At 43.7% G+C, this 25,684-nt stretch carries 21 protein-coding genes; 10 read left to right on the top strand and 11 right to left on the bottom strand.

Annotated elements, in window-relative coordinates:
- Window position 1: 1 nt before the first annotated feature.
- The 4 genes from ACFPA1_RS26910 to kduD all read left to right on the top strand — a co-directional run bounded on the left by ACFPA1_RS26910 (window position 2) and on the right by kduD (window position 3,797).
- A complete protein-coding gene (locus ACFPA1_RS26910; protein WP_378587677.1) occupies window positions 2–895 on the top strand; it encodes a Gfo/Idh/MocA family protein in 894 nt (297 codons plus the stop codon).
- Window positions 879–2,045, top strand: a complete 1,167-nt coding sequence (locus ACFPA1_RS26905; RefSeq protein WP_378587675.1) for a glycoside hydrolase family 88 protein — start codon at window positions 879–881, stop codon at window positions 2,043–2,045. The genes ACFPA1_RS26910 and ACFPA1_RS26905 overlap by 17 nt, the downstream gene beginning before the upstream one ends.
- Before the next feature lie 56 nt (window positions 2,046–2,101).
- Window positions 2,102–2,932, top strand: a complete 831-nt coding sequence (gene kduI, locus ACFPA1_RS26900) for a 5-dehydro-4-deoxy-D-glucuronate isomerase (protein ID WP_213146334.1) — start codon at window positions 2,102–2,104, stop codon at window positions 2,930–2,932.
- Between the two features lie 82 nt (window positions 2,933–3,014).
- The gene (kduD, locus tag ACFPA1_RS26895; protein WP_378587671.1) at window positions 3,015–3,797 is read left to right on the top strand and encodes a 2-dehydro-3-deoxy-D-gluconate 5-dehydrogenase KduD; all 783 of its coding nucleotides are present in this window, start codon (window positions 3,015–3,017) and stop codon (window positions 3,795–3,797) included.
- A gap of 209 nt (window positions 3,798–4,006) precedes the next feature.
- Here the strand turns inward: kduD and ACFPA1_RS26890 are convergent, their stop codons facing one another.
- The 3 genes from ACFPA1_RS26890 to ACFPA1_RS26880 all read right to left on the bottom strand — a co-directional run bounded on the left by ACFPA1_RS26890 (window position 4,007) and on the right by ACFPA1_RS26880 (window position 8,130).
- Window positions 4,007–5,107, bottom strand: coding sequence for a GerAB/ArcD/ProY family transporter (locus tag ACFPA1_RS26890; protein WP_378587669.1), 1,101 nt, complete (start codon window positions 5,105–5,107; stop codon window positions 4,007–4,009).
- A 264-nt stretch (window positions 5,108–5,371) separates the two neighbouring features.
- Window positions 5,372–6,556 (bottom strand): Ger(x)C family spore germination protein, encoded by a 1,185-nt coding sequence (locus ACFPA1_RS26885; RefSeq protein ID WP_213146337.1) that lies wholly within the window; start codon window positions 6,554–6,556, stop codon window positions 5,372–5,374.
- On the bottom strand, window positions 6,553–8,130 hold the full coding sequence (locus ACFPA1_RS26880; protein ID WP_378587666.1) for a spore germination protein: 1,578 nt from the start codon (window positions 8,128–8,130) through the stop codon (window positions 6,553–6,555). Before ACFPA1_RS26880 ends, ACFPA1_RS26885 begins: the two co-directional genes overlap by 4 nt.
- Window positions 8,131–8,241: 111 nt before the next feature.
- On the opposite strand from ACFPA1_RS26880, the gene guaD reads away from it, so the two are divergent.
- Both guaD and ACFPA1_RS26870 read left to right on the top strand, forming a co-directional pair.
- Window positions 8,242–9,606: a guanine deaminase gene (guaD, locus tag ACFPA1_RS26875; protein ID WP_378587663.1), complete on the top strand. Its 1,365-nt coding sequence runs from the start codon at window positions 8,242–8,244 to the stop codon at window positions 9,604–9,606.
- A gap of 133 nt (window positions 9,607–9,739) precedes the next feature.
- Window positions 9,740–10,576 carry a pentapeptide repeat-containing protein gene (locus ACFPA1_RS26870; protein WP_378587661.1) on the top strand — a complete coding sequence of 279 codons (837 nt, stop codon included), beginning with the start codon at window positions 9,740–9,742 and terminating at the stop codon, window positions 10,574–10,576.
- A 170-nt stretch (window positions 10,577–10,746) separates the two neighbouring features.
- On the opposite strand, the gene ACFPA1_RS26865 is transcribed toward ACFPA1_RS26870, so the two are convergent.
- Window positions 10,747–11,400: a carboxymuconolactone decarboxylase family protein gene (locus ACFPA1_RS26865; RefSeq protein ID WP_378587658.1), complete on the bottom strand. Its 654-nt coding sequence runs from the start codon at window positions 11,398–11,400 to the stop codon at window positions 10,747–10,749.
- A gap of 416 nt (window positions 11,401–11,816) precedes the next feature.
- Between ACFPA1_RS26865 and ACFPA1_RS26860 the strand changes: the two genes are divergently transcribed.
- From ACFPA1_RS26860 to ACFPA1_RS26850, 3 genes are all read left to right on the top strand, one after another.
- Complete coding sequence (locus tag ACFPA1_RS26860) at window positions 11,817–13,739, top strand: FUSC family protein (RefSeq protein WP_378587655.1); 1,923 nt, start codon at window positions 11,817–11,819, stop codon at window positions 13,737–13,739.
- 161 nt (window positions 13,740–13,900) lie between these two features.
- Window positions 13,901–14,800 (top strand): DUF2971 domain-containing protein, encoded by a 900-nt coding sequence (locus ACFPA1_RS26855; RefSeq protein WP_213146344.1) that lies wholly within the window; start codon window positions 13,901–13,903, stop codon window positions 14,798–14,800.
- A gap of 299 nt (window positions 14,801–15,099) precedes the next feature.
- Window positions 15,100–16,098, top strand: coding sequence for an NADP-dependent oxidoreductase (locus ACFPA1_RS26850; protein WP_378587652.1), 999 nt, complete (start codon window positions 15,100–15,102; stop codon window positions 16,096–16,098).
- Between the two features lie 143 nt (window positions 16,099–16,241).
- On the opposite strand, the gene ACFPA1_RS26845 is transcribed toward ACFPA1_RS26850, so the two are convergent.
- Complete coding sequence (locus tag ACFPA1_RS26845) at window positions 16,242–16,568, bottom strand: antibiotic biosynthesis monooxygenase family protein (protein ID WP_378587650.1); 327 nt, start codon at window positions 16,566–16,568, stop codon at window positions 16,242–16,244.
- 246 nt (window positions 16,569–16,814) lie between these two features.
- Between ACFPA1_RS26845 and ACFPA1_RS26840 the strand changes: the two genes are divergently transcribed.
- Window positions 16,815–19,973 carry an SNF2 helicase associated domain-containing protein gene (locus ACFPA1_RS26840; protein ID WP_378587648.1) on the top strand — a complete coding sequence of 1,053 codons (3,159 nt, stop codon included), beginning with the start codon at window positions 16,815–16,817 and terminating at the stop codon, window positions 19,971–19,973.
- Window positions 19,974–20,936: 963 nt separating this feature from the next.
- Here the strand turns inward: ACFPA1_RS26840 and ACFPA1_RS26835 are convergent.
- The 6 genes from ACFPA1_RS26835 to ACFPA1_RS26810 form a co-directional block, all read right to left on the bottom strand.
- Complete coding sequence (locus ACFPA1_RS26835) at window positions 20,937–22,031, bottom strand: sulfate/molybdate ABC transporter ATP-binding protein (RefSeq protein ID WP_378587646.1); 1,095 nt, start codon at window positions 22,029–22,031, stop codon at window positions 20,937–20,939.
- 19 nt (window positions 22,032–22,050) lie between these two features.
- On the bottom strand, window positions 22,051–22,902 hold the full coding sequence (cysW, locus tag ACFPA1_RS26830; protein WP_417611986.1) for a sulfate ABC transporter permease subunit CysW: 852 nt from the start codon (window positions 22,900–22,902) through the stop codon (window positions 22,051–22,053).
- Between the two features lie 15 nt (window positions 22,903–22,917).
- Window positions 22,918–23,754, bottom strand: coding sequence for a sulfate ABC transporter permease subunit CysT (gene cysT / locus ACFPA1_RS26825; RefSeq protein ID WP_378587643.1), 837 nt, complete (start codon window positions 23,752–23,754; stop codon window positions 22,918–22,920).
- 17 nt (window positions 23,755–23,771) lie between these two features.
- On the bottom strand, window positions 23,772–24,833 hold the full coding sequence (locus tag ACFPA1_RS26820) for a sulfate ABC transporter substrate-binding protein (RefSeq protein ID WP_378587641.1): 1,062 nt from the start codon (window positions 24,831–24,833) through the stop codon (window positions 23,772–23,774).
- Window positions 24,834–24,957: 124 nt separating this feature from the next.
- Window positions 24,958–25,152, bottom strand: a complete 195-nt coding sequence (locus ACFPA1_RS26815) for a YezD family protein (RefSeq protein WP_213146352.1) — start codon at window positions 25,150–25,152, stop codon at window positions 24,958–24,960.
- A complete protein-coding gene (locus ACFPA1_RS26810; protein ID WP_378587639.1) occupies window positions 25,130–25,585 on the bottom strand; it encodes an RrF2 family transcriptional regulator in 456 nt (151 codons plus the stop codon). Before ACFPA1_RS26810 ends, ACFPA1_RS26815 begins: the two co-directional genes overlap by 23 nt.
- Window positions 25,586–25,684: the final 99 nt, after the last annotated feature.

Here is a 25,684-nt window from a genome sequence, read left to right as displayed (position 1 = left end):
CATGCAAATTGGAATGATTGGCCTTGATACGTCCCATTGTGAAATTTTTACAAAGCTTTTAAACGATAAAAGCGACCCGTTCCATATACCTGGAGCAAAAGTGGTCAAAGCCATCCCGTTTTACTCTCCGGAGTTATCGATTAGTGCAGATAGGGTGGGGCATTTTACCACCCTATTGCGGGACAATTACAATGTAGAACTTGTTGAAGATCTCGCTGAGTTTTGCAGTGAACTTGATGGCATATTGATTACCGCTGTTGACGGTAGTACCCATCTTGATTGGCTCAAGAAGATCGCACCATTTGGACTCCCTGTGTTTATTGATAAACCGATTGCACTTTCGAGTGAGGATGTAAAGGAAATAAGGGGAATTGCTGAAATACACCGAATTCAAGTGATGAGTTCTTCCTCATTGAGATATGCAGATGAGCTGGTAAAAGCGATGAACAGTATAAAGGATTCTAGTATTCAATCTGCCTATATATACGGACCGCTTCCGATGCAGGAGGGAATCCGGGGGTATTTCTGGTACGGCATTCATATGCTTGAGCTGGCTTTTGCCATGATGGGTAATAATGTGCAAACTGTCGAGGTGGAGAGGTTTAAACACTATGAACTGTGCCGGTTAACCTATGACGGGGGTCGCAGCGCTGTCATCCACGGTGATTACAATATGCATGGCCGATTCGGCTTCGTTGCCCATACACCCTCCAATACCTTAAGTGCAGAGCTTTGGAAGGATGAGAAGCCATACTACGCTGGGTTATTGGAGAAGATCATTGACTTTTTCCAGACCGGAATTCCGCCGGTCAGTTTGCAAGAAACGCAAAAGTTAATTGAAATAATCGAAGATATTAATAGAAAGAGAGAGTACGGCCATGATTCAGCCTATTAATAAATATGAAAATCCTCCAGCTGTCGACCGAGAATTTGTAGAACAAGCAATAGAGCATGTACTGGCAAAAATCGACCAAAATCTAGCTGTGTTCACAGATAAGTTTCCTGATTCCAGCAGTATCAATCAAGTCTATCAGCCCATTGATAATGTCGAATGGACGGCGAGCTTTTGGACGGGGATGCTCTGGCTTGCCTATGAATATACGGGAGATGACAAATACCGAATAGCGGCCGAAAAGCAGGTGGAGAGTTTTAAAGAAAGGCTCGAGAAGCGGATTGAGATTGACCACCATGACCTTGGTTTTTTATACACCTTATCCTGCGTCAGTGCCTTTAAGCTAACAGGTAATGAACAGGCAATGGAAACCGCCATTAAGGCGGCTGACCTGTTAATCACCCGCTATTATGACAAAGCAGGGATTATCCAAGCGTGGGGGAACTTACATGACCCGAAACAGCGTGGCCGGATGATTATCGATTGCAACATGAACCTTCCATTACTTTACTGGGCTTCAGAAGTGACAGGGAAGTCCGTTTACCGTGAAGTGGCAGAGTCTCATATTAAGCAAGCGGCAAAATATATCGTCAGGCAGGATGACTCAACCTTCCATACATTTTATATGGACCCCGAGACAGGGGCTCCGCTGTATGGGAATACCCACCAAGGATACTCGGATGACTCCTGCTGGGCACGCGGTCAGGCATGGGGAATATACGGATTCCCATTAAGCTATTACTATACGAAGGATTGGAACCTAATTGAGTTATCGAAAAAATTGACAGACTACTATTTAGCGAGACTCCCTGAAGATGATATCTGCTACTGGGATTTAATTTTTACCCATGGGGATGAAGAACGTGACAGCTCCGCGGCAGCTATTGCGGTTTGCGGACTGCTAGAACTGGCAAAACATTTGCCATTAACAGATCCGGACAAAAGAATCTATGAAAATGCAGCCCTAGCCATGGTTCAGTCACTGTATGAAAATTACACCACAGATATTGATAGTCCGGCAAATGGAATCTTAAAGCATGCCGTCTACTTTAAGCCAGGCGGCAACGGTGTCGATGAAAGCTGTATTTGGGGAGATTACTACTATTTTGAAGCATTAATCAGGCTTGTGAAAGACTGGAATAGGTACTGGTAAGAAATAAAAAAATGAAGGAACTCTTCGAGAAAAATGGTCAAAAGGAGATTTGAAAAATGGAAACACGTTATGCCCATCATCCGGAGGATATGAAAAAATATACAACGGAAGAATTGCGTCGGGAATTCCTTGTAGAAACCTTGTTTGAAGCGGGTTTTGTTCATTTAACCTATACGCATGTTGACAGGATGATTTTTGGCGGAGTAACACCGGCTGAAAAAGAGTTAACCATTAAGCTCGATAAGGAATTAGGTGTGGAGTATTTCTTAGAACGCCGTGAGCTTGGCATCATCAATATTGGCGGCGGAGGCTCTGTGGTACTCGATGGGAAGGAATATGAAATGCAGCAGCGTGACGGCCTGTACGTTGGAAAAGGTACGAAAGAAGTGTTATTCCGTTCCAAGGATGCAGCCAATCCGGCGAAATTCTATATTAATTCGGCACCGGCCCATCATACGTATCCGACCGTGAAGATTGATATTAACAAAATTGATCCGCTGCAAATGGGTGCCCCTGAAACATTAAATGAGCGGAAAATTTACCAATACGTTCATCCTAATGTTTGTGAGTCCTGCCAGCTGCAAATGGGCTTAACAATGCTTGCTCCTGGTAGTGTATGGAATACGATGCCATGCCATACCCATGAACGCCGGATGGAAGTGTACTTATATTTCGATATGGAGCCCGAAACCCGCGTCTTTCACTTTATGGGAAAACCGGATGAAACAAGACATCTTGTTATGAAAAATGAACAGGCGGCCATCTCTCCAAGCTGGTCCATCCATACAGGAACAGCCACAAGCAACTACACCTTTATCTGGGGAATGTGCGGAGAAAATATCACGTATAGTGATATGGATCATGTAAAAATGGAAGATTTACGATAAAGAGAATTTTGGCCTCGACAAACAGGCGTGCTTTGTTTGTCGGGGGTGGGTCAGGACGGTCTTTTTTAGGAGGTAAAATAGAATGACAAAACAGCTGGATTTATTTTCGCTGGATTACTTCAGCCTTAAAGGGAAGACGGCGATTGTAACAGCTGCGAACAAAGGATTAGGGCAAGCATATGCGGTGGCACTTGCCAAGGCAGGTGCTGACCTTTTTGTTGTTTCAAGGAGTGGAGATTGGGAAGAAACAAGGACATTAATTGCTGGTACAGGGCAAAGGGCAGAATTTTTTCAGGCGGATTTAAGTGACCGGCAGGCGGTTAAAAAAATCGCGGCGGAGTGTCTGAAAGCTTATGGAAGGATTGATATCTTAGTCAATAATGCTGGAACCATCCTGCGTTCGCCCATTCTTTCGTATAAGGAAGAAGATTGGGATAAGGTTATGGAAGTCAATCTTCATTCCTTGTATTTGTTAAGCCAGGAAGCCGCCAAAGTGATGGTGGAACAGCAAAGTGGAAAAATCATAAATATAGCTTCGATGCTCTCATTTCAGGGCGGAAAATTTGTCCCTCCCTACACCGCAAGCAAGCATGCAGTTGCCGGGCTGACGAAAGCCTTTGCGAATGAATTGGCTGAACAGAATATTCAGGTCAATGCTATTGCTCCTGGATATATTGCCACTGATAACACTGCCGCCATTCGCGCGGATGAAAAGCGCAACACGGAAATTCTCTCCAGGATCCCTGCAGGCCGCTGGGCAGACCCATCGGATCTGATGGGCGCTGTTGTCTTTTTAGCAAGTAAAGCCTCCGACTACATGAATGGTCACATTTTAGCAGTAGACGGAGGGTGGCTGGCGCGGTAGTATTGTTTGCCGGTGAGCGGCGTTGTCGTGTTTGGTCTGCTGCAGTTAAAAAAATAATAGAAGTGTACGATGTGGTGTTTGTGCCAGCTTGGGACCCGCTGTAACGAAACATCAGCGGGTCTATTTTCTGTTCGGTAAGCTGTAAACGGGTGTGAGAAGTTAAAAAAAACCAAGGTACGCTGGCTGCCTATGTGGCTTTCCATAATAAATTAGATCGAGGCCGATTTCGCCCTTTTTCTACGTATTACTGCCACACACAAAAGGAAAATGGGTATCAGCAGCTGAACCGTTAGAAAATAATAAGGCACGGTTGTACCCATCCCCCGAATCATGTCCTCAAACGACGGGATGGACCAGATTGAAAATAGAATAATTAAAAAACCAATTGGCAAAACAAATGGTTTATAACTAGGCAATGTCAGCCATTGGGAAGTACCAAGAACGAGCATATAGAAAAAAGAGGAAAGCTGTACGAAACCACCAAGAACCCAAACGGCGATGAGAACGGACTCGATATGTTCAAAAAAAGAACCAATACTAATGAATCTTGCAGCCTCAAACACAGGGAACTGCAGGTTTGAAATAATTCCCCCAAATAAAAAAAGGTTTCCCAGATTAATAAATATCATGGTCAAGACACTGGCAATCACTGAAAACATTCCCCATTTCATGACCTTTTGTTGATTCGATAATAAAGGAATGAGGAACGACATCAATGAAAATTGGCTTAACCAGGCGTGTGGTGCAAGAGAACCTTTAAAGGAAGGCATCACCCCATCTTGCATGATTGGAAAAATATTTTTCACATTCAAGTCAGGAATTAGAAAAACATAAATCAGTACATAGAGAGCCACAACAATGGGCAAAAAAATTAAAGCACATCGTCCAACCGTTTCAATCCCGCCATGAACAGCAATGGCGCAGGAAAGGGCAATACTGGCTGTCACAAAAATCATGGGCGTTTTATGTAAAAAGGCACTTTCAATGAACTCACCGTATTCCCTAAAAGCGATTGCCGTATCATGTAATAGAAAGAACAAGTAAATGAACGCAATGATCTTTCCAAAGGCACGGCCAAGAATAAGATCACAATATTCAATGAGTGTTTTCCCAGGAAAAAGCTTTGAAAGCTTGACAATAATCAAGACGATGAGAAAGCCGCTCAAAGAACCCCAAATCGGAGACAGCCACAAGTCACGCTTTGCATGCTGTGCTGTTACATATGGAATATAAAGAATGGCTGTTGCGACAACAGTTGCATACATTATTAAGGCTAGCTCCAAATGGGAAATTTTACCTTTTTCAATCATATTTGTTCATTCCTTTTCTAAAAGGAGTCTATTACCAAAACGGTTTAAAGGACTTATAGAGAAAATCTATGAATTGCCCAGGTCCCGGCATTTCAGGAAAGAAGACAAGTAAAACAGCTAGGCCCCAGTTCACCACCATCAATGAAAAAAAGGCTATTTTCACCTTTCTCTCATTTTTCTTCAACTTGGGCCATTGGAATAAAAGGATAAGCACGAGTATAACTGTTACCCCTAATATCCCTCCAACCTTCATCGCTCTTCACCTCAGTTATGTTTCGCAGTTCCCAAACCGGTTCTTTCAATCTTTACCTTCGTGTCAAAGGTAACGGCTACCTTCGGGAAAATTTCATTCCATTCAGCCTTCTTTTGTTTCCATATTTGTGGATACTTTCTCTCGAATTCTTCAGCAAACCCAAAAATATCGGCATTTAATTTTTTCTGTACTTCCGAAAAAGCCAACCGCTCTCTTTGTTCAACTTCCAAAACAACCTTCTCCTGGGCTTCTTTTATAATCTTTGGATCGAATAAGTTTCGTTTTGTCGTATTTTGAATGACTTCTAGGTCCGCCATTGTTTTGATGTGCATACGCCACTTGCCGCTTTTGATGGTTGGGGTCAATTCCGTTTTGCTTCTCAAAAGATTTAAGGAGATGAAGCCTTTTTCGTTTTTAAAAGAGATTGTAATGACGCCGTGTTTCATTTCATTTCTTGTCCAAAGAATGCCCCTTGTTTCCTTATCACTTAAGATTCCTGCCAGTTTGCCTTGCTTGAATATGGCTGCTCCGCTAATGATCGGAATGGTTTTTTTCGTTGTATCCATTTGCGAGTGGGGCAGGTTTACAACCCATGGCAGCACTGCTGCACCGGATGCACCGGAAAGCATCTGCGATAAATCCTTCACCGTTACTTTCACCCCTATATGGGTTTTCACGATTTTGCGCAGCTGTTTGGCTGCGTCCTGTTCCAGTTCAGGCATGGCCTTCAATACAGTCTTCGCCTCACCATTTGAAACAAACACGTCGGCACGAATCCGTGGTTCCGAGTGCCGCATCCAAAAATCAATCTGATCGCTTATTCCTTCCTTAGCTAACTTTTCGCCAATCAAAAGTACTTCATTTTGCCCCCAAAAAATCTCCCTCGTGAGTGATTCCTGAAGCCGTGCCATCGCATCTGCAATGGTTTCTCCTTCAGCTGATCTCACAAACGACCGGCCGCTGCTGCTCCCGCCCGACATCCCGGTTTCTTGTCCGCTTTGTTTGGGGCTTGGAATAAAAATAAGGGCAGAAAGTTCTATATTCTCGCTTTTGCTTTTATCCACACCAGCCGCCAAAATAAGCGCCAAATCATTTACCTCAGCACGATCCCAACATCCTGTCAGAACAATCGAGGTGAGGCCAAACAGCAGGAATAAAGTGAATAGCTTCCTTTTTTCTCGAAATTTACATCTCAACCTCCACCGCCACCTTTGCTTGGGCCAGGCTTTTGGGTACTGGACTCACGCCTTAAGTAACTAATATCTTGTGAAAAAAAGTCAGGACGAGTATTCATGGCCCACCATGGAGCCCGAATGAGGACATCCTTCAAATTGTGTATCTTAAGCGGTGCTGCTGAATTGAAATAGGGTACACCAAAGGATTTGAGCGTACACATATGGGCGACAATCGCTGTGATCCCGAGCATAACACCTAATAACCCCAGCATGCCGGATAAAATCATGATCGGAAAGCGGAGAATCCGAATCGAAATGCCAGTCGCATATCTTGGCATTAAAAACGAGGCAACTCCTGTGATGGCGACCACCATGACCATCGGTGACGAGACCAGTCCGGCTGCCGTCGCTGCTTGTCCGATGACGAGCGCTCCGACAATACTGACAGCCGCCCCGACTTGTTTTGGCAGCCTCACTCCGGCTTCCCTTAGCGCCTCAAAAGTGATTTCCATAATAAATGCCTCTACTAAGGCTGGAAAGGGGATTTGTTCACGGCTTTCGGCGATTGTTAGAAGCAAAGAGGTTGGAAGCATTTCCTGATGAAACGTTAAGATCGCCACATACGCCGATGGTGCCAGTAAAGCGATAAAAAAGAAGATATAGCGCAGCCAACGGATAAAGGTACTAATGTAAAATTGATTATAATAATCTTCAGGTGCCTGCAAGAGACTTGCAAACGTACAAGGAGCGATCAGGGTGATGGGGGTGCCGTCAATCAAAATAACAACACGTCCTTCTAAAAGGCAGGCAGCGGCGACATCCGGGCGTTCCGTTGTTAAAAGCTGCGGAAAAGGCGAAAATGGGTAATCTTGAATCAACTCCTCAATATATCCGCTTTCTAAAATACCATCAATTTTGATTCGCTTTAATCTATTGGTCACCTCATCAACTAAAGTGCTGTCAGCAATTCCTTCGATAAAAGCTACTATGACTTGTGTTTCGGTGTAGCCGCCAATATCCATTTGTTTCATTTTTAATAATGGATGACGAATTTTCCTCCGTAACAGGGAGGTGTTCACTCGTAAAGTTTCAATAAAACCTTCTCTAGGGCCACGAATGACAGATTCGGCGTCTGGTTCCTTAATGCTGCGTTTTTCCCACTTCGGCAGGCCAATCGATATTCCCTTCGTTTGTTTTTCAATTAGAATAATTGGGTTGCCAATTGAAATTTGTTTAAAAACATCAGGAATAGAGTGAATTTCCTTAAGGCCGGAAACGGATATTTCCTTTTTCGTGCTCTCCAATATGGAGCTGTAATCAAGGTCTTTTATTCGTAAGAGAGGCATTAACACATGCTGGTCGACCTCTTCCGTATTCGAAAGGCCATCAATGTAAAGAAGAACGGCATTGACACTGCCAGCGATACGAAATTCACGAAATACCACATCAGAGCAATCTTTATAAGCCGACTTTAGTATTTCGATATTTCTATTTAACTCCGAATCAAGAGGAATTTCCGGTAACGTATCCAACGATTCATTTAATTGTTTACTTGGAAAATCAAAATTCTTTTTCCCATTCCCCAAAAATTTCATTAACTGGTTCCCCTTGACCGTATTTACATGTATTCTTTGCAATTTTATATTGATTATGCTAATTTCTAAACCAGTTAGAATCTATGTAAACAATAAAAAGGACGGACAAACATGAAGAAATATTCACAGATTTTCCAAGGGACTGCTTTTTCAAGCAAGTCCCCAAAAGAAGTAGAAATTTTAAAAGATCATCTGTTCTTCGTTAACGATGACGGAGCCATTGAAAAGGTTGTCTCTCCTGACGATCAAAACTATCAAAATTTATTATCAGAACATCAAGGCGGAGCAAACTTTCATCGTTTAACCGAAGGACAATACATCCTGCCAGGCTTCGTCGATTTGCACGTGCACGCGCCGCAGTGGGCTCAATCTGGAACGGCGCTAGATATCCCGCTCTATGATTGGTTAAATACATACACCTTCCCAATTGAAGCAAAGTTTTCGGATTTGGATTTTGCCAAAAGGGTCTATCAGGATGTAGTCAGCACCCTGCTGGCTAACGGCACAACCACCGCGCTTTATTTTGCTACCGTCCATAAAGAAGCGAGCCTGCTGCTGGCAGAAATATGTGCGGAAAAAGGGCAACGTGGCTTAGTCGGAAAAGTGGTTATGGATAACCCTGACCAGACTCCGGAGTATTATCGGGACTCGGACACAGCAACCGCCTTGGCAGATACAGAGGAGTTCATCAAAGCGGTAAAAGAGGTGGCAAAGCGGACGAAACAAGGGGTTTACCCGGTGGTGACACCACGCTTTATTCCAAGCTGTACCGACGAAACTCTAAAAGGATTAGGTGAATTGGCAGCTAAGTACGATGTACATGTCCAGTCACACTGCAGTGAAAGCGATTGGGCACATGGCTATGTGCAGGAACGCTTCGGAAAAAACGATGCCTTTGCTTTAAGTGATTTCGGCTTGTTGCGCGAAAAGTCTGTTATGGCGCATTGCAATTTTTTAAGTGATGACGATGCAGGTTTATTCGCAGAAACAGGGACGGCAATCGCTCATTGTCCTATTTCCAATGCTTATTTTGCCAACAGCGTTATTCCAATTGCCCGTTTCCAGGAGAAAGGGGTCGAGATCGGCTTAGGGTCTGATATTTCCGGCGGTTTCTCACCAAGCCTCTTCGATAATGTCAGGCAAGCCGTGATGTCCTCAAGGATGCTCGAAGATGGAGTGAATCCGGATCTACCGGCTAAAGAACGAGGAGTCCCGAATTCCCGTATCACCATTGATGAAGCGTTCTATCTTGCCACTGCAGGCGGCGGAGAAAGCCTGTCTCTCCCAATCGGCCGCCTTGAGGAAAACTATGTCTGGGATGTCCAAATCATCGATACGACCATAGAAACGGCCCGGCTGCCACTCTATAATGCTGAAGAAAATTTGCATGATATTTTCCAAAAAATCATGTACCTTGCCCGGCCGGAAAACATTCGCGAAGTTTGGGTTCAAGGGGAAAAGGTCCACGTGCGGTAAAATACTAATTACCCTGCTAAAAGCTGGCAGGGTTTTGTTGTTTTAAATATTTTTTACTAATTGACAAAGGAATTTCTGAATAAATAATCGAATTGGAAATAGTATTTTTTTATTTTAAAAGGAAGTGTAAGGGTTGCCTAATCAGAGTGTAATTTTAAAAAATTTAAAGGCCGACTGTGAAAAATGTTTTGCTTTATGCTGTGTGGCGCTGCCTTATGCCAAGTCGGCTGATTTTGCGCTTGATAAGGATAGCGGAACTCCTTGCAAAAACCTGCAATCCGATTTTCGCTGCAAGATCCATCAAAATCTTAGAGATAAAGGTTTCCGCGGTTGTTCCGCTTATGAATGCTTTGGTGCAGGTCAACAGGTTTCTCAACATACATATGGAGGCAAAGATTGGCGCGAGAGCCCGGAGTCAGCTAAAGAAATGTTTAATGTGTTTCCAATTATGCATCAACTTCATGAAATGCTTTATTACTTAAATGAGGCAATGAGTTATGAAGAAACGAAAGCCATTCATCATGAACTGCATGAGGCTTTTGAGGAAATAGAAAGCTTGACCAATTTAACTCCGAAGGAAATCTTGAACCTTGATGTACCATCACACCGGTCAAAGGTAAATAAGTTATTTTTACGTACCAGTGAACTAGTCCGCGCAAAGATTTCACCTGGAAAAAATATAAACAAAATTCGCAAAGGCAGTGACTTGATTGGGGCTAGATTAAGAGGCTCCGACCTAAGAGGAGCAAATTTAAGGGGTGCTTTGTTGATTGCGGCGGACCTCCGGGAAGCGGACCTGAGAGCTGTCGACTTTATCGGCGCTGATTTAAGAGACACAGACTTAAGCGGAGCCAATCTTACAGGGAGTATCTTTCTTACGCAGGCACAAGTGAACGCAGCAAAGGGCGACCGTCACACGAAATTGCCTGCCGCAATAAAGACTCCTGAGCATTGGGCACATCACAAATAAAATAATAGGAAAAAAACGGCTTAGCATCTAGGCCGTTTTTTATGTCGAAGTTGCTGGGCATTAGCTTCCATAATATCTCTGACTGATGTCGCTTAGTACCCTTATGTGGTCATCATCTCTCAGGATATTCGTATAATTTCCTGTTTTTAGAAAGAAATAATATAACAACCTCAGTCTTGATAACTTTGAATCATATTAGCCATATGAACATAGGAACCGCCAGCACGTAATGCGGAAGTAACCATAATAGCTTCTGCGAGTTCCTCGCTTGTTGCACCGAGTTGTTCGGCTTTTTTCGTATGTACGTCAATGCAATATGGACATTGACTGGCTATCCCAGAAGCAGTTGCGATTATTTCTTTAAATTTAGCGGAGAGTTTGCCTTCTTTAGTGGCGGCTGCACTAAACGCTGTATAGCCTCTGAATCCTACATGAGCAAATTTACCAAGCTTGCTTAAATTTTTCAAATTGGAACGGGCATAAAGAACGTCTGATGCATCTGCATTTTTTGCATTATGTACATGTGTACTATGGGTGACCGCACCACCTGCTTCCACAGCCGCAGCAACAAATGCAGCTTCAACTAATTCTTCTAGTGACGCTCCTGCGCTTTTTGCCTTCCTTGTATGAGCATCAATGCAATACGGACACTGAGTAACATGAGCAATTGCCACAGCAATGATTTCTTTCTCTTTAACAGTAAGAGCACCTTCTTTAAATACTGCGGCATTAAAATCGTTAAAAGCTTTTAATTGTTCTGGTGCTAAATCTTTTAATTGAGCTAGGTTTTGAATGTTTTCTTTTGCATATAGGTTTGTTGACATTTTTAAAAACTCCTTTTGAACTTTTTATGATTAGTTTAGCCTTAAAGGTTTATAGAATATCCAATCAAACCAACTAAACAAACCATAATGTTCTAAATTAAAAATGGAATTATCAAATTTTTCCAAAAATGTAAGAGTTGATGGTAAACTTAAGGTAAGAACTTATAGAAAAGAGTGGTCCCTTTGATCAAGGATAAAAAGTCCTTATCTATTTCTATTATTCTATATTTAGCCGTACAATTCAGGCAGTCCATTAATCGGTTACTACAGAACAATATAGGAAATAATAAAAAAGCCTAAATCATCCTGTGATTTAGGCTTTTCTATTCCGATAATATAAGCATTATTTCCTCCTTAAAAAAACATTTGGTTTAGAATGTATTTTGTGACTTAAGTTTTAGAAAGAAGTGGTCGGTATGGAGAAATCTCCATCTATATTAAAACAAGCTTTGACCGTTAATAGGAAGCCATTTCCGTGGCTAAAGGCCTTTACTGCAGGGGTGGCTGCGGCTTTGCCTATTTTGATTGGCTTGTTATTTGGCAACCTGGAATATGGATTAATTGCCGGATTGGGCGGATTTACATATCTATATGTGTTTAATGTTCCCTACGCGCAAAGAGCGAAAAAGATATTTTGGATTGTCATTGCCCTCACTTTTCTTACCGCGTTAGGTACACTGGTGGCCCCTTATCCTATTATGGTAGCGATTTTTATGGGAATCATCGGTGCTTCGGCCATCTTTATTTTCGGAGCATTAAGGATTGCAGGCCCTGCTGCCATCTTCCTGGTCCTTGTTTTTTCGATGGTAACAGGGATGCCGCAGGCACCAGAGCTTGCTCCATTAAGAGCAGGCCTAGTCTTCCTGGGCGGGAGTCTATCGTGGATTTTGGCCATGCTTGGCTGGTTTTCTGATCCTCATGGTCCTGAAACAGGAGTAGTTAAAAGGGGCCTGTTAGAGCTCGCAGCCTTGCTTGATTCAGTAGGGACAGACCGATTCCACGAGTCACGGCACTGTGTCATGTCAGCCTTAATGGATGCGGACGAAACATTGGCATCGGGGCAAACTCCTATCAGGCAAACGAACTATTTCAAACATTTATATGTATTAAACAATTCGGCTCATAATATTTTTACTTATTTACTTGAGGATTTTCCAGAACACCGAGTACCACTACCGCCAGAAGCAGCGCAGTCTGTCCGAAAAATAGCAAACTCGTTAGGCAAAAAAAATAAAAGTGATTCTGCTTCAGAAGTCATTTTACAGCCTGAAGAGATGGATGCTTCGGTCGCTCATTTATTTAAATTGATTTATGATGCAGATGCAGTTATGAATGAACCCAATTCCAAAATCAATCAAGAGGTTGAATTCTCAAAGTTGTCACTTAAGACTGTCTTTGGCGGTGCCTTTGATAAAAACTCGATTATTTTTATTGCTGCCATGAGGTTTGGGATCATCACAATCATTGCTGCTATCTTCGCGTTTGAGGTCGGATTTGCCCGTTCCTTTTGGGTCCCGTTGTCCTGCGTGGCCGTCATGTCAGGCTACTCCATTGTCGCCACTTTCCATCGGGCCGTTCAACGAGGAATCGGTACATTGCTTGGAATTCTGATTGCCAGCTTGATTCTTTCGATTCATCCTGATGGATACATAATCGCTTTATTAGTTTTACTGTTTACGTTCATTACTGAGCTATTTATCGTGAAAAATTATGCGTTAGCGGCATTATTTTTCACCCCTAATGCGTTACTCATGGCAGAAAGCACAAGCCACGGGAGCTTTAGCTTTGCCTATTTTGCCTCGGCAAGAATGATGGATGTTTTAATCGGCAGTATCATTGGTCTAATAGGAGTATGGCTGGTCGGGAGGAGGTCCGCCTCAAGCCGCCTTCCTCACTTAATCAGCAAAACCATTCGCAGTCAGTCGCAATTTTTATTTGTACTTTTCTCTGACCAAGGAAAGGGGTTTAATGCTAGAAATAGCACAGAGTTAAAGAAAATGAGAACAAACATTTTGAATTTGAAAATCCTGTATAATACTGCTTCAGGTGAGATTCCAGTCAATCGTGATGTATTGGATTATTACTGGCCGGTGGTCCATTCTATTGAACATCTAGGTTATCTGCTGGAGAATGCAGCTAAACTAAGCAGCCGTCCGATTCTGGCAGATGATGAACTTGCCCAGCTGCTCTTAGCGTGTGAAACGATGGCGATTGCGGCCCATTTGAAAAAAACACCGCCATTAAAACCGATTCCTAAAATAGAATCATTCTTCAGTATCCAAAAAGAGCTCCGTTACTTACAAAAAGCGCTGCAAAATAATGAAGGAGTTCCTTTATAGTGCGGTTTCGTAAAATTCGTCCCAAAAAGCTAAGCGTGGTCCTGAAGCGGCCACGCTTTTAATTTGGAATTCGGAAGTTTTTCCAAAAAACTGACCCAAACCGATATGTTCACTCCAAAAAATAGAAATACTATAAGAAAAATTTGAAGGAGGAGCAGTCTTTGGGACAAGTCATTTTAGACGATTTCAGCCAAGAAATGGCGGAATACTTTAAAGAGCATATTTTTGAAAACCTGGACAAGATTATGCAGGGCCCGCTGCTTTATCATTATACGTCCATGAAAGCATTGAATAATATCCTGGACCGGGAAAAGTGCTTTTGGATTACCCGTGTGGACTTCATGAACGATTACAAAGAGATCGCCTATGTGACGGAAGTAGTTCGGGCGATTATTGGCGAGATTGAGGACAGCAAAGAAAAAGAGACCTTTATTGCCTTATACAAGGATTTTGCCTCCACCGAAAGTTATTATAAGGATTTAAACATCTTCGCCTTTTCCTTAACGGAAAACCCTGATTCGTTGCCGCTCTGGTATAACTACGGGGCGAATGAGGGCTGCAATATCGGAATCGACGCCTCGAAATTTTTTGGGCAATCATTTAACTCACAAATTACCTTTGTTGGAAAAGTGGTTTATGATGAGGAGAAACAAAGGCAAATTGTGAAAGAAGTGATTACCAGACTGCTGAAATTGGTAAGAAACGCCAATTTATCAGAGGAAAGTTTTTCGCGTGTGCTGTTATTTACTTTCGGAACATTAGGCTGCTTTATTAAGCATCCAACCTTTGCCTGCGAAGAAGAATTCAGATTCATTTTCATCCCAAAATCCGATGAACACATCCATTTTCGGGTGTCCCGAGGGGCATTTATCCCGTTTATTAAAGTACCTGTGGTTGACCAAAAAGGTGAATCACGGGAAGGCAAGCTTTTGGTTCGCAAAATAACGATCGGCCCCCGAACCAAATTAGATATTGTCAAGTCCGGGTTAGAATTCTATTTGTCCGTAAAAAAACTGGAAGGGATAGAACTTTGTACGTCTAAAGCCCCATTAAGATTTTAAGAGGCGAACGGTAAATTGGTGCTGTTCGCTTTTTTCTACTGATATGAAGAGTTGCTGTGTACAGTGTGGGCTGAGTGTTACAATGTTTGGGGCTCCCTAGAAGGGGATGTTAAGGGCAAAGCAGCGTGCAAACTGGAGTCAATATAACAAGGCGAAACAAGAAATCAATCATTCTTACAACTCCTTTGGATTTGAGTTTGATAAACTCAGTATATACGAATTTTGTTAATCCATTTTGGGGGAATTGTAAATTTATTGTCAATTTTATTCCGATAACAGAAGGGAAGATAAACTACAAAATGAAAGCAATGGTCATAGATCGATATGGTAAAAATGTTCCTTTACGCTTAATGGAGAGACCGACGCCTCTGGTTGGTGAACATGAGGTGTTGGTTGAAATTCATGCAGCCAGCATTAATCCTATAGATTTTAAAATTAGAGATGGAATCGTGAGGCTGCTCGCGAAATATGAATTTCCTTTAACGTTGGGGAATGATTTTTCGGGGACGATCATCCAGGTGGGATCGAAGGTAACAAAGTTTTCAAGCGGAGATGAGGTGTTTGGCCGGCCTAGAAAAACCAGAATCGGGACCTTTGCTGAGATGATTGCGGTTCATGAGGATGATATCGCCTTAAAGCCTGCCAACTTATCCTTTGAAGAAGCTGCCTCAATCCCATTGGTGGGATTAACGACAATCCAAGCTTTTGAGATGATGGGGCTAAAAGCAGGACAAAAAGTCTTTATACCTGCAGGTTCAGGTGGGGTAGGCACGTTTGCAATCCAGCTGGCTAAAGAAATGGGGGCATTAGTGGCAACCACTGTCAGCGAAAAGGGATACGACCTCGTTAAGTCCCTAGGGGCGGATGTAATCGTTAATTATAAAAAAGAAAGTTTTGCAGAGATTTTAAAAAATAACGATGCAGTGTTTGATACGGTAGGAAAAGATACGCTGGTCAAGTCGTTTGAAATTTTAAAACCGCTTGGAAAAATTGTTTCCATTGCCGCATTGCCTGATGCCAAATTTGCTAGAAAAGAAAATTTAGGTTTATTTCGAATGATTCTCTTTTCACTCGTCAACCTCAAAACTGCATCATTAGAAAATAAGTATAACGTAGAGTATCTCTATCATTTCATGAAACCAAGCGGTAAGCAGTTAACCTTTATTAAAGGTTTAATCGAGCAGGGCAAAATCATCCCTGTAATCGACAGAGTTTATCCGTTTGTCGATACACAGGAAGCATTGGATTACGTGGAAACAGGACGATCCAAGGGGAAGGTTATTGTTAGGATAAAGTAGAGAGGGCACTGAATCTTTTGTAGAGCTAGTATAATTGAAACGCTCTTTTCTGATAGATTGTTGCTTATAAGGGTCGCTCCTACGGACTAAACTCACTTTGGAATCGATCAAAATCTGGCTCACACTCTGAGCAATGTGCGCCACTATTTATCGAAAGAGTAAGCTCTCTCCACCCTGCAGATTCTCACTTTGTAATGCTTATACCATTCAGTTTGGCCCTTTTCCTGCGCCGCTTTATGTGCTGTATGTTCCTTCCATGCCTTTATCGCCTCCAAAGAGTCCCAGTAGGAGACGGTAATTCCTGTCTCTTTGTCACGGGCACTTTCAATTCCTAAGAAACCTTTTTGCCTTGAGGCTAATTCGACCATTTTTTCTGCCATCTTCTCGTAACCATTGTCACCATCGGTTCGTACCGATGTAAAAATGACCGCATAGTATGGTGGTGCTGGAGTTTTGTCGGTATTACTCAATGTTTCTTCCCCCCCTTAAAAATTGTGGGCTTTATAGAATTTTAGTAACTCGGCAAACGGACGATCATCCTTATTAAATCAATTAAGAGGCAAAAGAGAAATAAACCAAAAGTTGTATTTGATCTTTATATATGATTATAAGGTTGGAACAAATGATAAAGTCTCCTGTATTTCCTTATGTATGAATTTGGGCTGCCCTTATGATAAAATCGTACTATTGAAATCTCTTAACGAAGGAGCGACCGCATGAACATAGAGTTAAATTATAAAATCATCACAGATATGTGTGGAGCAGTCTCCTTCAAAAGAGGAGATTATTTTTATCGGACGAATAAAGTGACCTTCACGGAATATGGTCTGTATCGCTGTCAGGCGACAGTTGATGGCGATTTTCATGTAACTGTTGAAACGGATGCAGATGGTGAGATTCGTACAAATTGCAGCTGCCCAAAGCTAGCTTCTTTTCAAAAGGATTGTCAGCATATTGCGGCGGTTTTATTGGCGATATACGATCATCAACGGCAAGGAACAACACCGAATTTACTGAATCAGGAGCTGACCGCCAGTTTGCTGACTATTTTCGATAATAAGCCCGTCCAGACCAGCGGACACCAGAATTATTTTGAAAAAAGAACCGTGCTGGATGCGAGGTTTAGCTGTAAACCAGTCGCTGCAGGCGAGGGCCGGCGTATTCTGGGCATTGAGATAGAGGTAGAAGAGAACGAGGTTCAAAATATCAGAGAGTTTTTGGACAAGGTCAGTAGTGGAAATCGATATGTTCTATCGGATTCCTTTACTTACGACCCGAGCCTTCATTGCTTTCAAAAAGAAACCGATGCCGTTATTCAGCAGCTGATTAACATGGTTCGAGATGAACAGGCTTATGGAAAGGAAGCTTTGGATCCGCAAGTCCTGCCGATTTCGGCATCCTTATGGGACCGGCTCCTGCCATTACTTATAAAGGCTCCCAGGGGCAAAATACAGTACAATGGCCAAACCTATGAAGAACTCCAGCTGTCAGACGGTTCGCTGCCATTACAGTTTGCTTTTACGGAAAATCTACTGGTGGTTGAAGGATTTGACCAGATACTAATTTTGGAAACCTATCGCTCCGTTCTTTACGACGGGAAAATAACACAATTGAAGAATCAGGATTTCCAGAGGTTATTGGAACTAAAACGAATGCTCCATGGTTCCGGGACCAACAAAATCCCTATCCCGCACGAACAAATTCCGTTTTTTCTTGAAAAAGTCGCCCCGGGATTAAAAGAGCTGGGGCAGGTGCAGATTGCCGATTCCATCACAAAAACCTGGATGAAAACACCGTTGAAGGCCAAGCTCTACTTAGATCGGGTGAAAAACCGGCTCCTTGCCGGAGTCGAGTTTCACTATGAACACATGTTGATCAATCCGCTTGAGGGAAGGGAACTTCCGGCAGGCTCGATGATTGTAAGGGATGTCGAGAAGGAAGCGGAGATCTTGCAAATCATGGAGGACAGCTCATTCGCCAAGACGGATGGGGGCTATTTTTTGCATAATGAGGATCTTGAGTACGAATTTCTGGTCTATGTCGTACCGCGGCTGCAAAAGCTTGCCCAAATTTATGCGACCACGGCTGTCCGCAGTCGAATTTTTCGAGAAAATGTTTTTCCGAAAATCAGGGTGAAGGTAAAGAGGGAGCGGACCAATTGGCTGGAATTCAAGTTTGAAATGGACGGTATTTCCGACAATCAGATTCGCGATATCTTGGAGGCGCTCGAGGAAAAACGGAAGTATTATAGATTGCCGAATGGCTCTCTGCTATCCTTGCAAACCAGGGAATTCGAGGAGATTCAGCGGTTTCTCCATTCACCACTTATGAAGGCCGGTGACTTGGAGAATGGACTGGCCTTGCCTATCGAACAGTGTCTGCAGCTGCTGGATACGGTGGAGGTGAGCGATGCCTTTAAACTGGAGGAATCCTTCAGGAAGTTTATGGAACAGCTCCGAAACCCGGGCAGCCTGGACTTCAAGGTTCCTCGCAGCCTTGAGCCTATTCTCAAAGATTATCAAAAAGTTGGCTTTAAATGGATGAAAACACTCGCTCACTTTGGCTTCGGGGGAATCCTGGCCGATGATATGGGACTGGGAAAGACGATTCAAAGCATCGCTTTTATTGTCTCAGTGCTGCCGGAAATTCGCGAGCAAAAGCAGCCGGTCCTCGTTGTCTGTCCGTCCTCTCTGACCTATAACTGGCTAAGCGAGTTCAGGAAATTTACCGGGAACTCCCAACTGCGGGCAGTGGTCATCGATGGTTCAAAGGAAGAGCGGACCAAGCAGCTTCAGGATCTTTCCGATGTCGATGTCCTTATCACTTCCTATCCATTACTGCGTAAGGACATCCTATGGTTTGAAAAACAAACCTTTCATACCGTGTTTTTTGACGAGGCCCAGGCCTTTAAAAATCCGTTGACGCAAACAGCCCGGGCGGTAAAAAAGCTTCATGCCCATCATCGTTTTGCGCTGACTGGAACGCCGGTTGAGAACTCATCGGAGGAGCTGTGGTCGATTTTCCATGTCGTTTTTCCAGAACTTTTCCTTGGGCTGAAGGAATTCAGCCAGCTGACCCGAAAGCAAATCGCTCGGAGAATCCGGCCATTCTTGCTGCGCAGGATGAAGGAGGATGTCTTATCCGAACTCCCTGGAAAAATCGAATCGCTAGTAGCAGTTGAACTGCTACCCGAACAAAAGAGGTTGTACGCCGCTTATTTGGCCAAGCTTCGGCATGATACATTAAAGCATCTGGACAAAGACACGATTCGAAAAAATCGCATCAAGATTTTAGCAGGGTTGACACGCCTGCGGCAGATTTGCTGCCATCCGGGCTTGTTCGTAGACGGCTATCAAGGCGGGTCGGCAAAATTTGACCAGCTCATGGAAATATTAGAGGAATCACGGCTTTCTGGGAGACGGGTGTTAATTTTTTCACAGTTTACGAAAATGCTGGCGTTGATTGGACGGCGGTTAACGGCAAAAGGACAACCATACTTTTACCTTGATGGGCAGACTCCATCTGAAGAGCGGGTGGACATCTGCGAACGGTTCAATCACGGTGAACGTGACCTTTTCCTAATTTCCTTGAAAGCAGGGGGAACCGGCCTTAATCTGATGGGGGCGGATACCGTTATTTTATATGACACTTGGTGGAACCCTGCTGTTGAGGAGCAAGCCGCGGACCGTGCGCACCGGATGGGCCAGCAAAATGAGGTTCAGGTGATCAAGCTTGTTGCCCGTGGCACCATCGAGGAAAAGATTAATGAACTGCAGGATAAAAAGAGGCACTTAATAGAGGAAATCATTGATTCGGATGAGAAAGCGATGGGGACACTGACGGAAGAGGATATTAGAGAGATACTGATGATATAGTTGTGTGGGGGAACCTAGATAGGCAATTTATTAAACGTATATAAAGGCTTTATACCCCCGAACCGGCTGATTTACCAAACAACCGGTCGCATAGAAAGGGTCTATGCTCCTGAACTGGCGAATTTACTAGACATTCGGTCGCATAGAAAGGGTTTATGCTCCTGAACTGGCGAATTAACCAAAGGTTCGGTCGCATAAAAGGGGTCTATGCACCTGAACCAGCAGATTTACTAAAAGTTCGGTCACATAGAGATCACATAGAAAGGGTCTATGCTCCTGAACTGGCGGATTAACCAAACGTTCGGTCGCATAGAAAGGGTTTATGCTCCTGAACCAGTGGATTTTCCAAACAATCGGTCGCATAGAAAGGTGCTAGTCGACCGAATAAGAAAGGCCGCGCCATCCCGGGTAGTTATGAAAGCTTTATAACGCCTGAACGGGAAAGGCTACGCCCACCCGGGTAGTTATGAAAGCTTTATAACGCCCAAACGAGAAAGGCCGCGCCATCCCGGGTAGTTATGAAAGCTTTATAACGCCCGAACGAGAAAGGCCGCGCCACCCCGGGTAGTTATGAAAGCTTTATAACTCCCGACCGGGAAAAGCCGCGCCACCCCGGGTAGTTATGAAAGCTTTTATAACTACCGAACGAGAAAAGCGGCGCCCACCCAGGTAGTTATGAAAGCTTTATAACGCCCAAACGGGAAAGGCCGTGCCATCCCGGGTAGTTATGAAAGCTTTATAACGCCCGAACGGGAAAGGCGGCGCCCACCCAGGTAGTTATGAAAGCTTTATAACGCCCGAACGGGAAAAGCAGAGCCAGCTCGGGTAGTTATGAAAGCCTCATAACGCACAAACAGGAAAAGCAGCCTCGTTCCGGGTAGTTATGACCCCCATCATAACCCCCGAACTAGTTAAGAACCTCCACCCCGGGTAGTTATCACAAAACAATTCAACATACCTCTATTACGTAAACGCCGAAAAAGCCCCAGCAGCTACCTTTTCCATTACTTTTGCATGATCACGATCCTGTTTAGCCTCAAACACAACGATATTTTTAAAATCTGCATAAAGAATATCACCTTTTTTAAATGGACCAAGTTTCCGAAAGCTGTCCCCCGATAATTCCGCTTCAAAAAAATCCTCCGTATCAATACGTTTCAGGACAACCCGGAGAGTGGAACCAACCGCATTGACATGGGACACTTCTGATGCCACACTGTTCCCGTTGGAAAACCTGCTCAACCCAATCTCATGGGGGCGAATATACCCGACCGTATCCACCGCCGAATCCCTCGCAACTGCAACATCATTATACAAAGCAGCCCCACGGAATTCATTCACCCGACCTAAAAAGCTATAAACAAAAGCATTTGCAGGTTTTTCGTAAACGTCCGCAGGAGAACCAATTTGTTCAATTTTCCCATGATTCATCACCACAACAGTATCGGCCATCTCAAGTGCCTCTTCCTGATCATGTGTCACAAAAACAGTGGTAATATTAAGCTTTCGATGGATTTCCCGTAACCAATGGCGCAGCTCCTGCCGAACCTTTGCATCCAACGCTCCGAATGGTTCGTCGAGAAGAAGCACCTCAGGTTCCACGGCAAGCGCCCGTGCTAGCGCAATCCTTTGTCTCTGCCCACCTGAAAGCTGGGAAGGATACCGGTCGGAAAGGTGCTCAAGCTGTACCAGCCTTAATAACTCCAGTACTTTATCCTTGATTTCACTCTTGGAAGGACGCAATTTGCGAGGCCGCACCTTCAACCCAAAGGCGACGTTCTCAAAAATGGTCATATGCTTAAACAAGGCATAATGCTGAAATACAAAGCCAACCTTGCGTTCTTTCGCAGTTTTGAAAGAATAATCAACACCGTTGAAAAAGATCGAACCTGTATCTAACCCCTCCAATCCTGCAATCAGTCTAAGAAGGGTGGTCTTCCCAGAACCAGATGGACCAAGTAATGCCACAAAATCCCCGGTTGGTATTTCTAGGTTAATATCTTTGACGGCCTCAAAAGCACCAAAAGTTTTCGTTACGCCACTGATTGTAATCCCCATATGGTAATCTCCCTCTCTACTATTTCTTTGTTTTCCATTCCAAAATACTTTTAAAAACTAACGTAACAAGCGCAAGCAGTGCCAGCAGGGAAGCGACGGCAAAGGCGGCGGTAAAGTTGTATTCGTTATACAAAATCTCAACATGAAGAGGGAGGGTATTGGTAAGCCCTCTGATGTGGCCGGACACAACCGAAACGGCGCCAAACTCACCCATCGCCCGGGCATTACAAAGAATGACTCCATAAAGCAATCCCCATTTAATATTCGGTAGAGTCACTCTGAAAAACATCTGCCACCCGCTCGCACCAAGTGTTATCGCTGCTTGCTCCTCCTCAGTGCCCTGCTCCTGCATAATTGGGATTAACTCGCGAACAACAAATGGGAAAGTCACAAAAGTAGTGGCGAGAACGATTCCCGGTACACTAAATATGATTTTTAAATTATTTGCTTCCAGTAACGGACCAAACACCCCATTTGAACCATACAACAACACAAACACGAGACCTGCAATGACAGGGGAAACAGCAAACGGAATATCAATCAGGGTAATCAGGATATTCTTACCCTTAAAATTAAATTTCGCGATTCCCCAAGCGGCAATGACGCCGAAGATGGTATTCAAGGGAACGGCAATGGCTGCGGTAATGAGCGTAAGCTTAATCGCCGAAAGAGCATCAGGCTCTATGATGGCCGCGAAGTATAACTCGATCCCTTTTTTCAACGCCTCAGTAAAAACAGCAATTAGGGGAATGAGGATAAAGACTCCTAAGAATCCGAGGGCTGTTCCAATCAGCAGCCATTTCCTTATCGGAGCCAGGGCAAAACGGCTGGCTCCTGGACTTTTTAGATGGACATGTTCTCTAGCAATCATATTTTTCAAACTCCTCTAGGTCACTTGATGTTTCCTTGCCGTTCTCCATTGCCAAAAATTAATTAAGAATAATAGAAGGAAAGAGATGACGAGCATGACGGCGGCAATGGCAGCGGCACCCCCGTAGTTGTATTGCTCCAATTTTGTAATGATGAGCAGGGGGACAATTTCTGTTTTCATCGGCATGTTGCCGGAAATGAATACGACCGACCCATATTCACCCAAGGCCCTCGCAAAGGCAAGGGCAAAGCCTGTCAACATGGCCGGGAAAATGGCTGGAAAAATTATTTTGAAAAAAATCTGGGCTGAATTGGCGCCAAGTGTTGCAGCGGCCTCTTCGTACTGTTGATCCAATTCCTGCAAGACCGGCTGGACTGAACGGACCACAAAGGGGAGGCCGATAAACGTTAACGCAATCATGATTCCATACTGTGTATAAGCAATCTTCACCCCGGCAGCTTCGAAATATTGCCCAATCCACCCATTTGGAGCATAGATGGCGGTAAGCGCAATGCCTGCAACTGCAGTCGGCAGGGCGAAGGGAAGATCGACAAGCGCGTCAACGAAACGTTTCCCGACGAAGTCATATCTTACTAATACCCAGGCAATAAGCGTTCCAAATAGAACATTCACCATTGCAGCAACAAAGGAGGTGTAAAAAGTCAGTTTATAGGAAGCTACGACTCTATCATCCGTTATAGTCTCCCAAAATTCGGCCAAGCTGATGGTAGTTGCTTTTAAAAATAAAACCGCAATCGGGATTAGGACAATCAGACTGAGATAAATGACCGTATACCCCATTGAAAGTCCGAACCCCGGGAGTACCCGGCGGCGCTTAGATTGATTAAACACGTGAAAGCCTCCATTCATTACGGTTTATAGATTTGGTCGAAGATGCCTCCATCATCAAAGTGAGTTTTTTGGGCTTTCTTCCAGCCACCAAAAACTTCATCAATCGTAAATAGTTTGATATCAGGGAACTGGCTGGCATATTTTTCGGCGACATCTTTATTGCGCGGACGGTAAAAATTCTTCGCGGCAATTTCCTGTCCTTCAACTGTATATAAATAGTCAAGATAAGCTTTTGCCACTTCTTCGGTCCCATGCTTTTTCGCTACTTTATCGACAACGGAAACAGGAGGCTCAGCCAAGATGCTGACAGATGGATTGACTACTTCAAATTTGTCTTCGCCAAATTCCTTAAGTGCAAGATAAGCCTCATTTTCCCAAGCAATCAATACATCACCGATTCCTCTTTCCACGAAAGTAGTCGTCGAACCGCGGGCTCCGGAATCCAATACCGGCACATTTTTAAAGAGCTTTGCCACAAATTCTTGTGCTTTTTGTTCTTCTCCGTTATTTTGCTGCAGTGCATAGCCCCAAGCAGCCAAGTAATTCCAACGTGCACCGCCAGAGGTTTTTGGATTCGGGGTAATAACGGAAACATCTTTTTTCACTAAGTCATTCCAGTCCTTGATTCCTTTGGGATTCCCTTTCCGAACCAGAAAGACAATGGTTGATGTATACGGTGAACTGTTGTCAGCTAGCCGCTTCTGCCAGTCGTCCGCAAGTTTGCCTGCTCCGGCAATCGCATCGATATCATAAGCAAGGGCCAGCGTCACGACATCGGCTTCGAGTCCGTCAATAACAGAGCGGGACTGCTTGCCGGAACCACCATGAGATTGGTTAATCGTTACTTTTTGACCGGTTTTCTTTTCCCAATAAGCAGCAAAGCTTTTGTTATATTCCTCGTATAATTCTCGGGTTGGATCATAGGACACATTCAGCAGTTCAATCGGTTTCTTATTGGTTTCCTTTGCGGCGGCATCTTTTTTGGACTTGGATGGTTCAGTTGAAGATTGGCTCGAGCAACCGGCGACCCCTACAAGAAACATTAGTGAAATTAGCGTAATTAAGATTTTTTTGAGCATTTTTAACTCCCCTTTTTTTTGAATTGGCGGGCTTTTTTCAATAAAAAAAGCCCATTAGTTTTTACATGTACATTGTCACGTACATCTAACTAAAGGGCCTTCGGGGGTCCGATCGGCAGCATATTCATCTTTCGTTTTTCCTGTGGTTGATTACTTGGTTTGTTTTTTTCTGCAATGGCAGCCGATGTCTTTCCAACCGGTCGATTTGCGTGATTTGCGAATCGTGAACGGTGATTTGGACGGTTCCAAATTCTAAGCCTTCCAACAAACTTTCGAGTTTTTCCAGCACTTGCTGATTAAGGTGTATTTTTGATGACAACTAAATCCTCTCCTTTTAATAGACTTATTTTGTTTTCTAACAAATCTTCCAGTGTCGTCCTATCAAGGACATAGGCAATCGTATCTCTGACTAAGGACCATAGCGGCTTTAACTGACATCCCACCTCTAATGGACAAGGTTCATACTTCGTAATGGATGCACATGCCATTGGAGATAGAGGCCCCTCTAATTCTCGGATGATTTCTCCGATATTGATTTCTTGCGGCTCTTTTAGCAGCATGTAGCCGCCTTTTGCCCCTCGTTTACTAGTTACATAGCCTAGTTTTTTTAATTGAAGCAGGATTTGTTCAAGGTAATTAGTGGTTACCAGGGTCTTGTCAGCAATTTCCTGGATGCCGAGGACATTGCCTTGATGACCTCCAAGCAGGAGCAAGGCCCTTAAGGCATATTCACCTTTACTGGATACCTTCATGTAATTCCTCTCCTTAATGTTGAGTATTTCAGTCAACATTCACTGCTAAAAATAAATCCCTAAATGGATTGCTGGGACAGGAATGTTACGAACCGGTAT

This window comes from Neobacillus sp. GCM10023253, assembly GCF_042653105.1.
In the GTDB taxonomy this organism is placed as follows: Bacteria; Bacillota; Bacilli; order Bacillales; family Cytobacillaceae; genus Neobacillus; species Neobacillus citreus.
Note: the sequence above shows the minus strand (reverse complement) of the source record. Positions and strands in the feature narration are given on the sequence as shown.

Coding starts and splice junctions, on each gene's coding strand:
- kduD (WP_378587671.1), top strand. CDS start 3,015: ATGACAAAACAGCTGGATTTATTTTCGCTGGATTACTTCAGCCTTAAA.
- ACFPA1_RS26880 (WP_378587666.1), bottom strand. CDS start 8,130: ATGAAATTTTTGGGGAATGGGAAAAAGAATTTTGATTTTCCAAGTAAA.
- ACFPA1_RS26905 (WP_378587675.1), top strand. CDS start 879: ATGATTCAGCCTATTAATAAATATGAAAATCCTCCAGCTGTCGACCGA.
- guaD (WP_378587663.1), top strand. CDS start 8,242: ATGAAGAAATATTCACAGATTTTCCAAGGGACTGCTTTTTCAAGCAAG.
- cysW (WP_417611986.1), bottom strand. CDS start 22,902: ATGATTGCTAGAGAACATGTCCATCTAAAAAGTCCAGGAGCCAGCCGT.
- ACFPA1_RS26820 (WP_378587641.1), bottom strand. CDS start 24,833: ATGCTCAAAAAAATCTTAATTACGCTAATTTCACTAATGTTTCTTGTA.
- ACFPA1_RS26810 (WP_378587639.1), bottom strand. CDS start 25,585: ATGAAGGTATCCAGTAAAGGTGAATATGCCTTAAGGGCCTTGCTCCTG.
- ACFPA1_RS26910 (WP_378587677.1), top strand. CDS start 2: ATGCAAATTGGAATGATTGGCCTTGATACGTCCCATTGTGAAATTTTT.
- ACFPA1_RS26860 (WP_378587655.1), top strand. CDS start 11,817: ATGGAGAAATCTCCATCTATATTAAAACAAGCTTTGACCGTTAATAGG.
- ACFPA1_RS26890 (WP_378587669.1), bottom strand. CDS start 5,107: ATGATTGAAAAAGGTAAAATTTCCCATTTGGAGCTAGCCTTAATAATG.
- ACFPA1_RS26850 (WP_378587652.1), top strand. CDS start 15,100: ATGAAAGCAATGGTCATAGATCGATATGGTAAAAATGTTCCTTTACGC.
- kduI (WP_213146334.1), top strand. CDS start 2,102: ATGGAAACACGTTATGCCCATCATCCGGAGGATATGAAAAAATATACA.
- ACFPA1_RS26835 (WP_378587646.1), bottom strand. CDS start 22,031: ATGGGGATTACAATCAGTGGCGTAACGAAAACTTTTGGTGCTTTTGAG.
- ACFPA1_RS26865 (WP_378587658.1), bottom strand. CDS start 11,400: ATGTCAACAAACCTATATGCAAAAGAAAACATTCAAAACCTAGCTCAA.
- ACFPA1_RS26840 (WP_378587648.1), top strand. CDS start 16,815: ATGAACATAGAGTTAAATTATAAAATCATCACAGATATGTGTGGAGCA.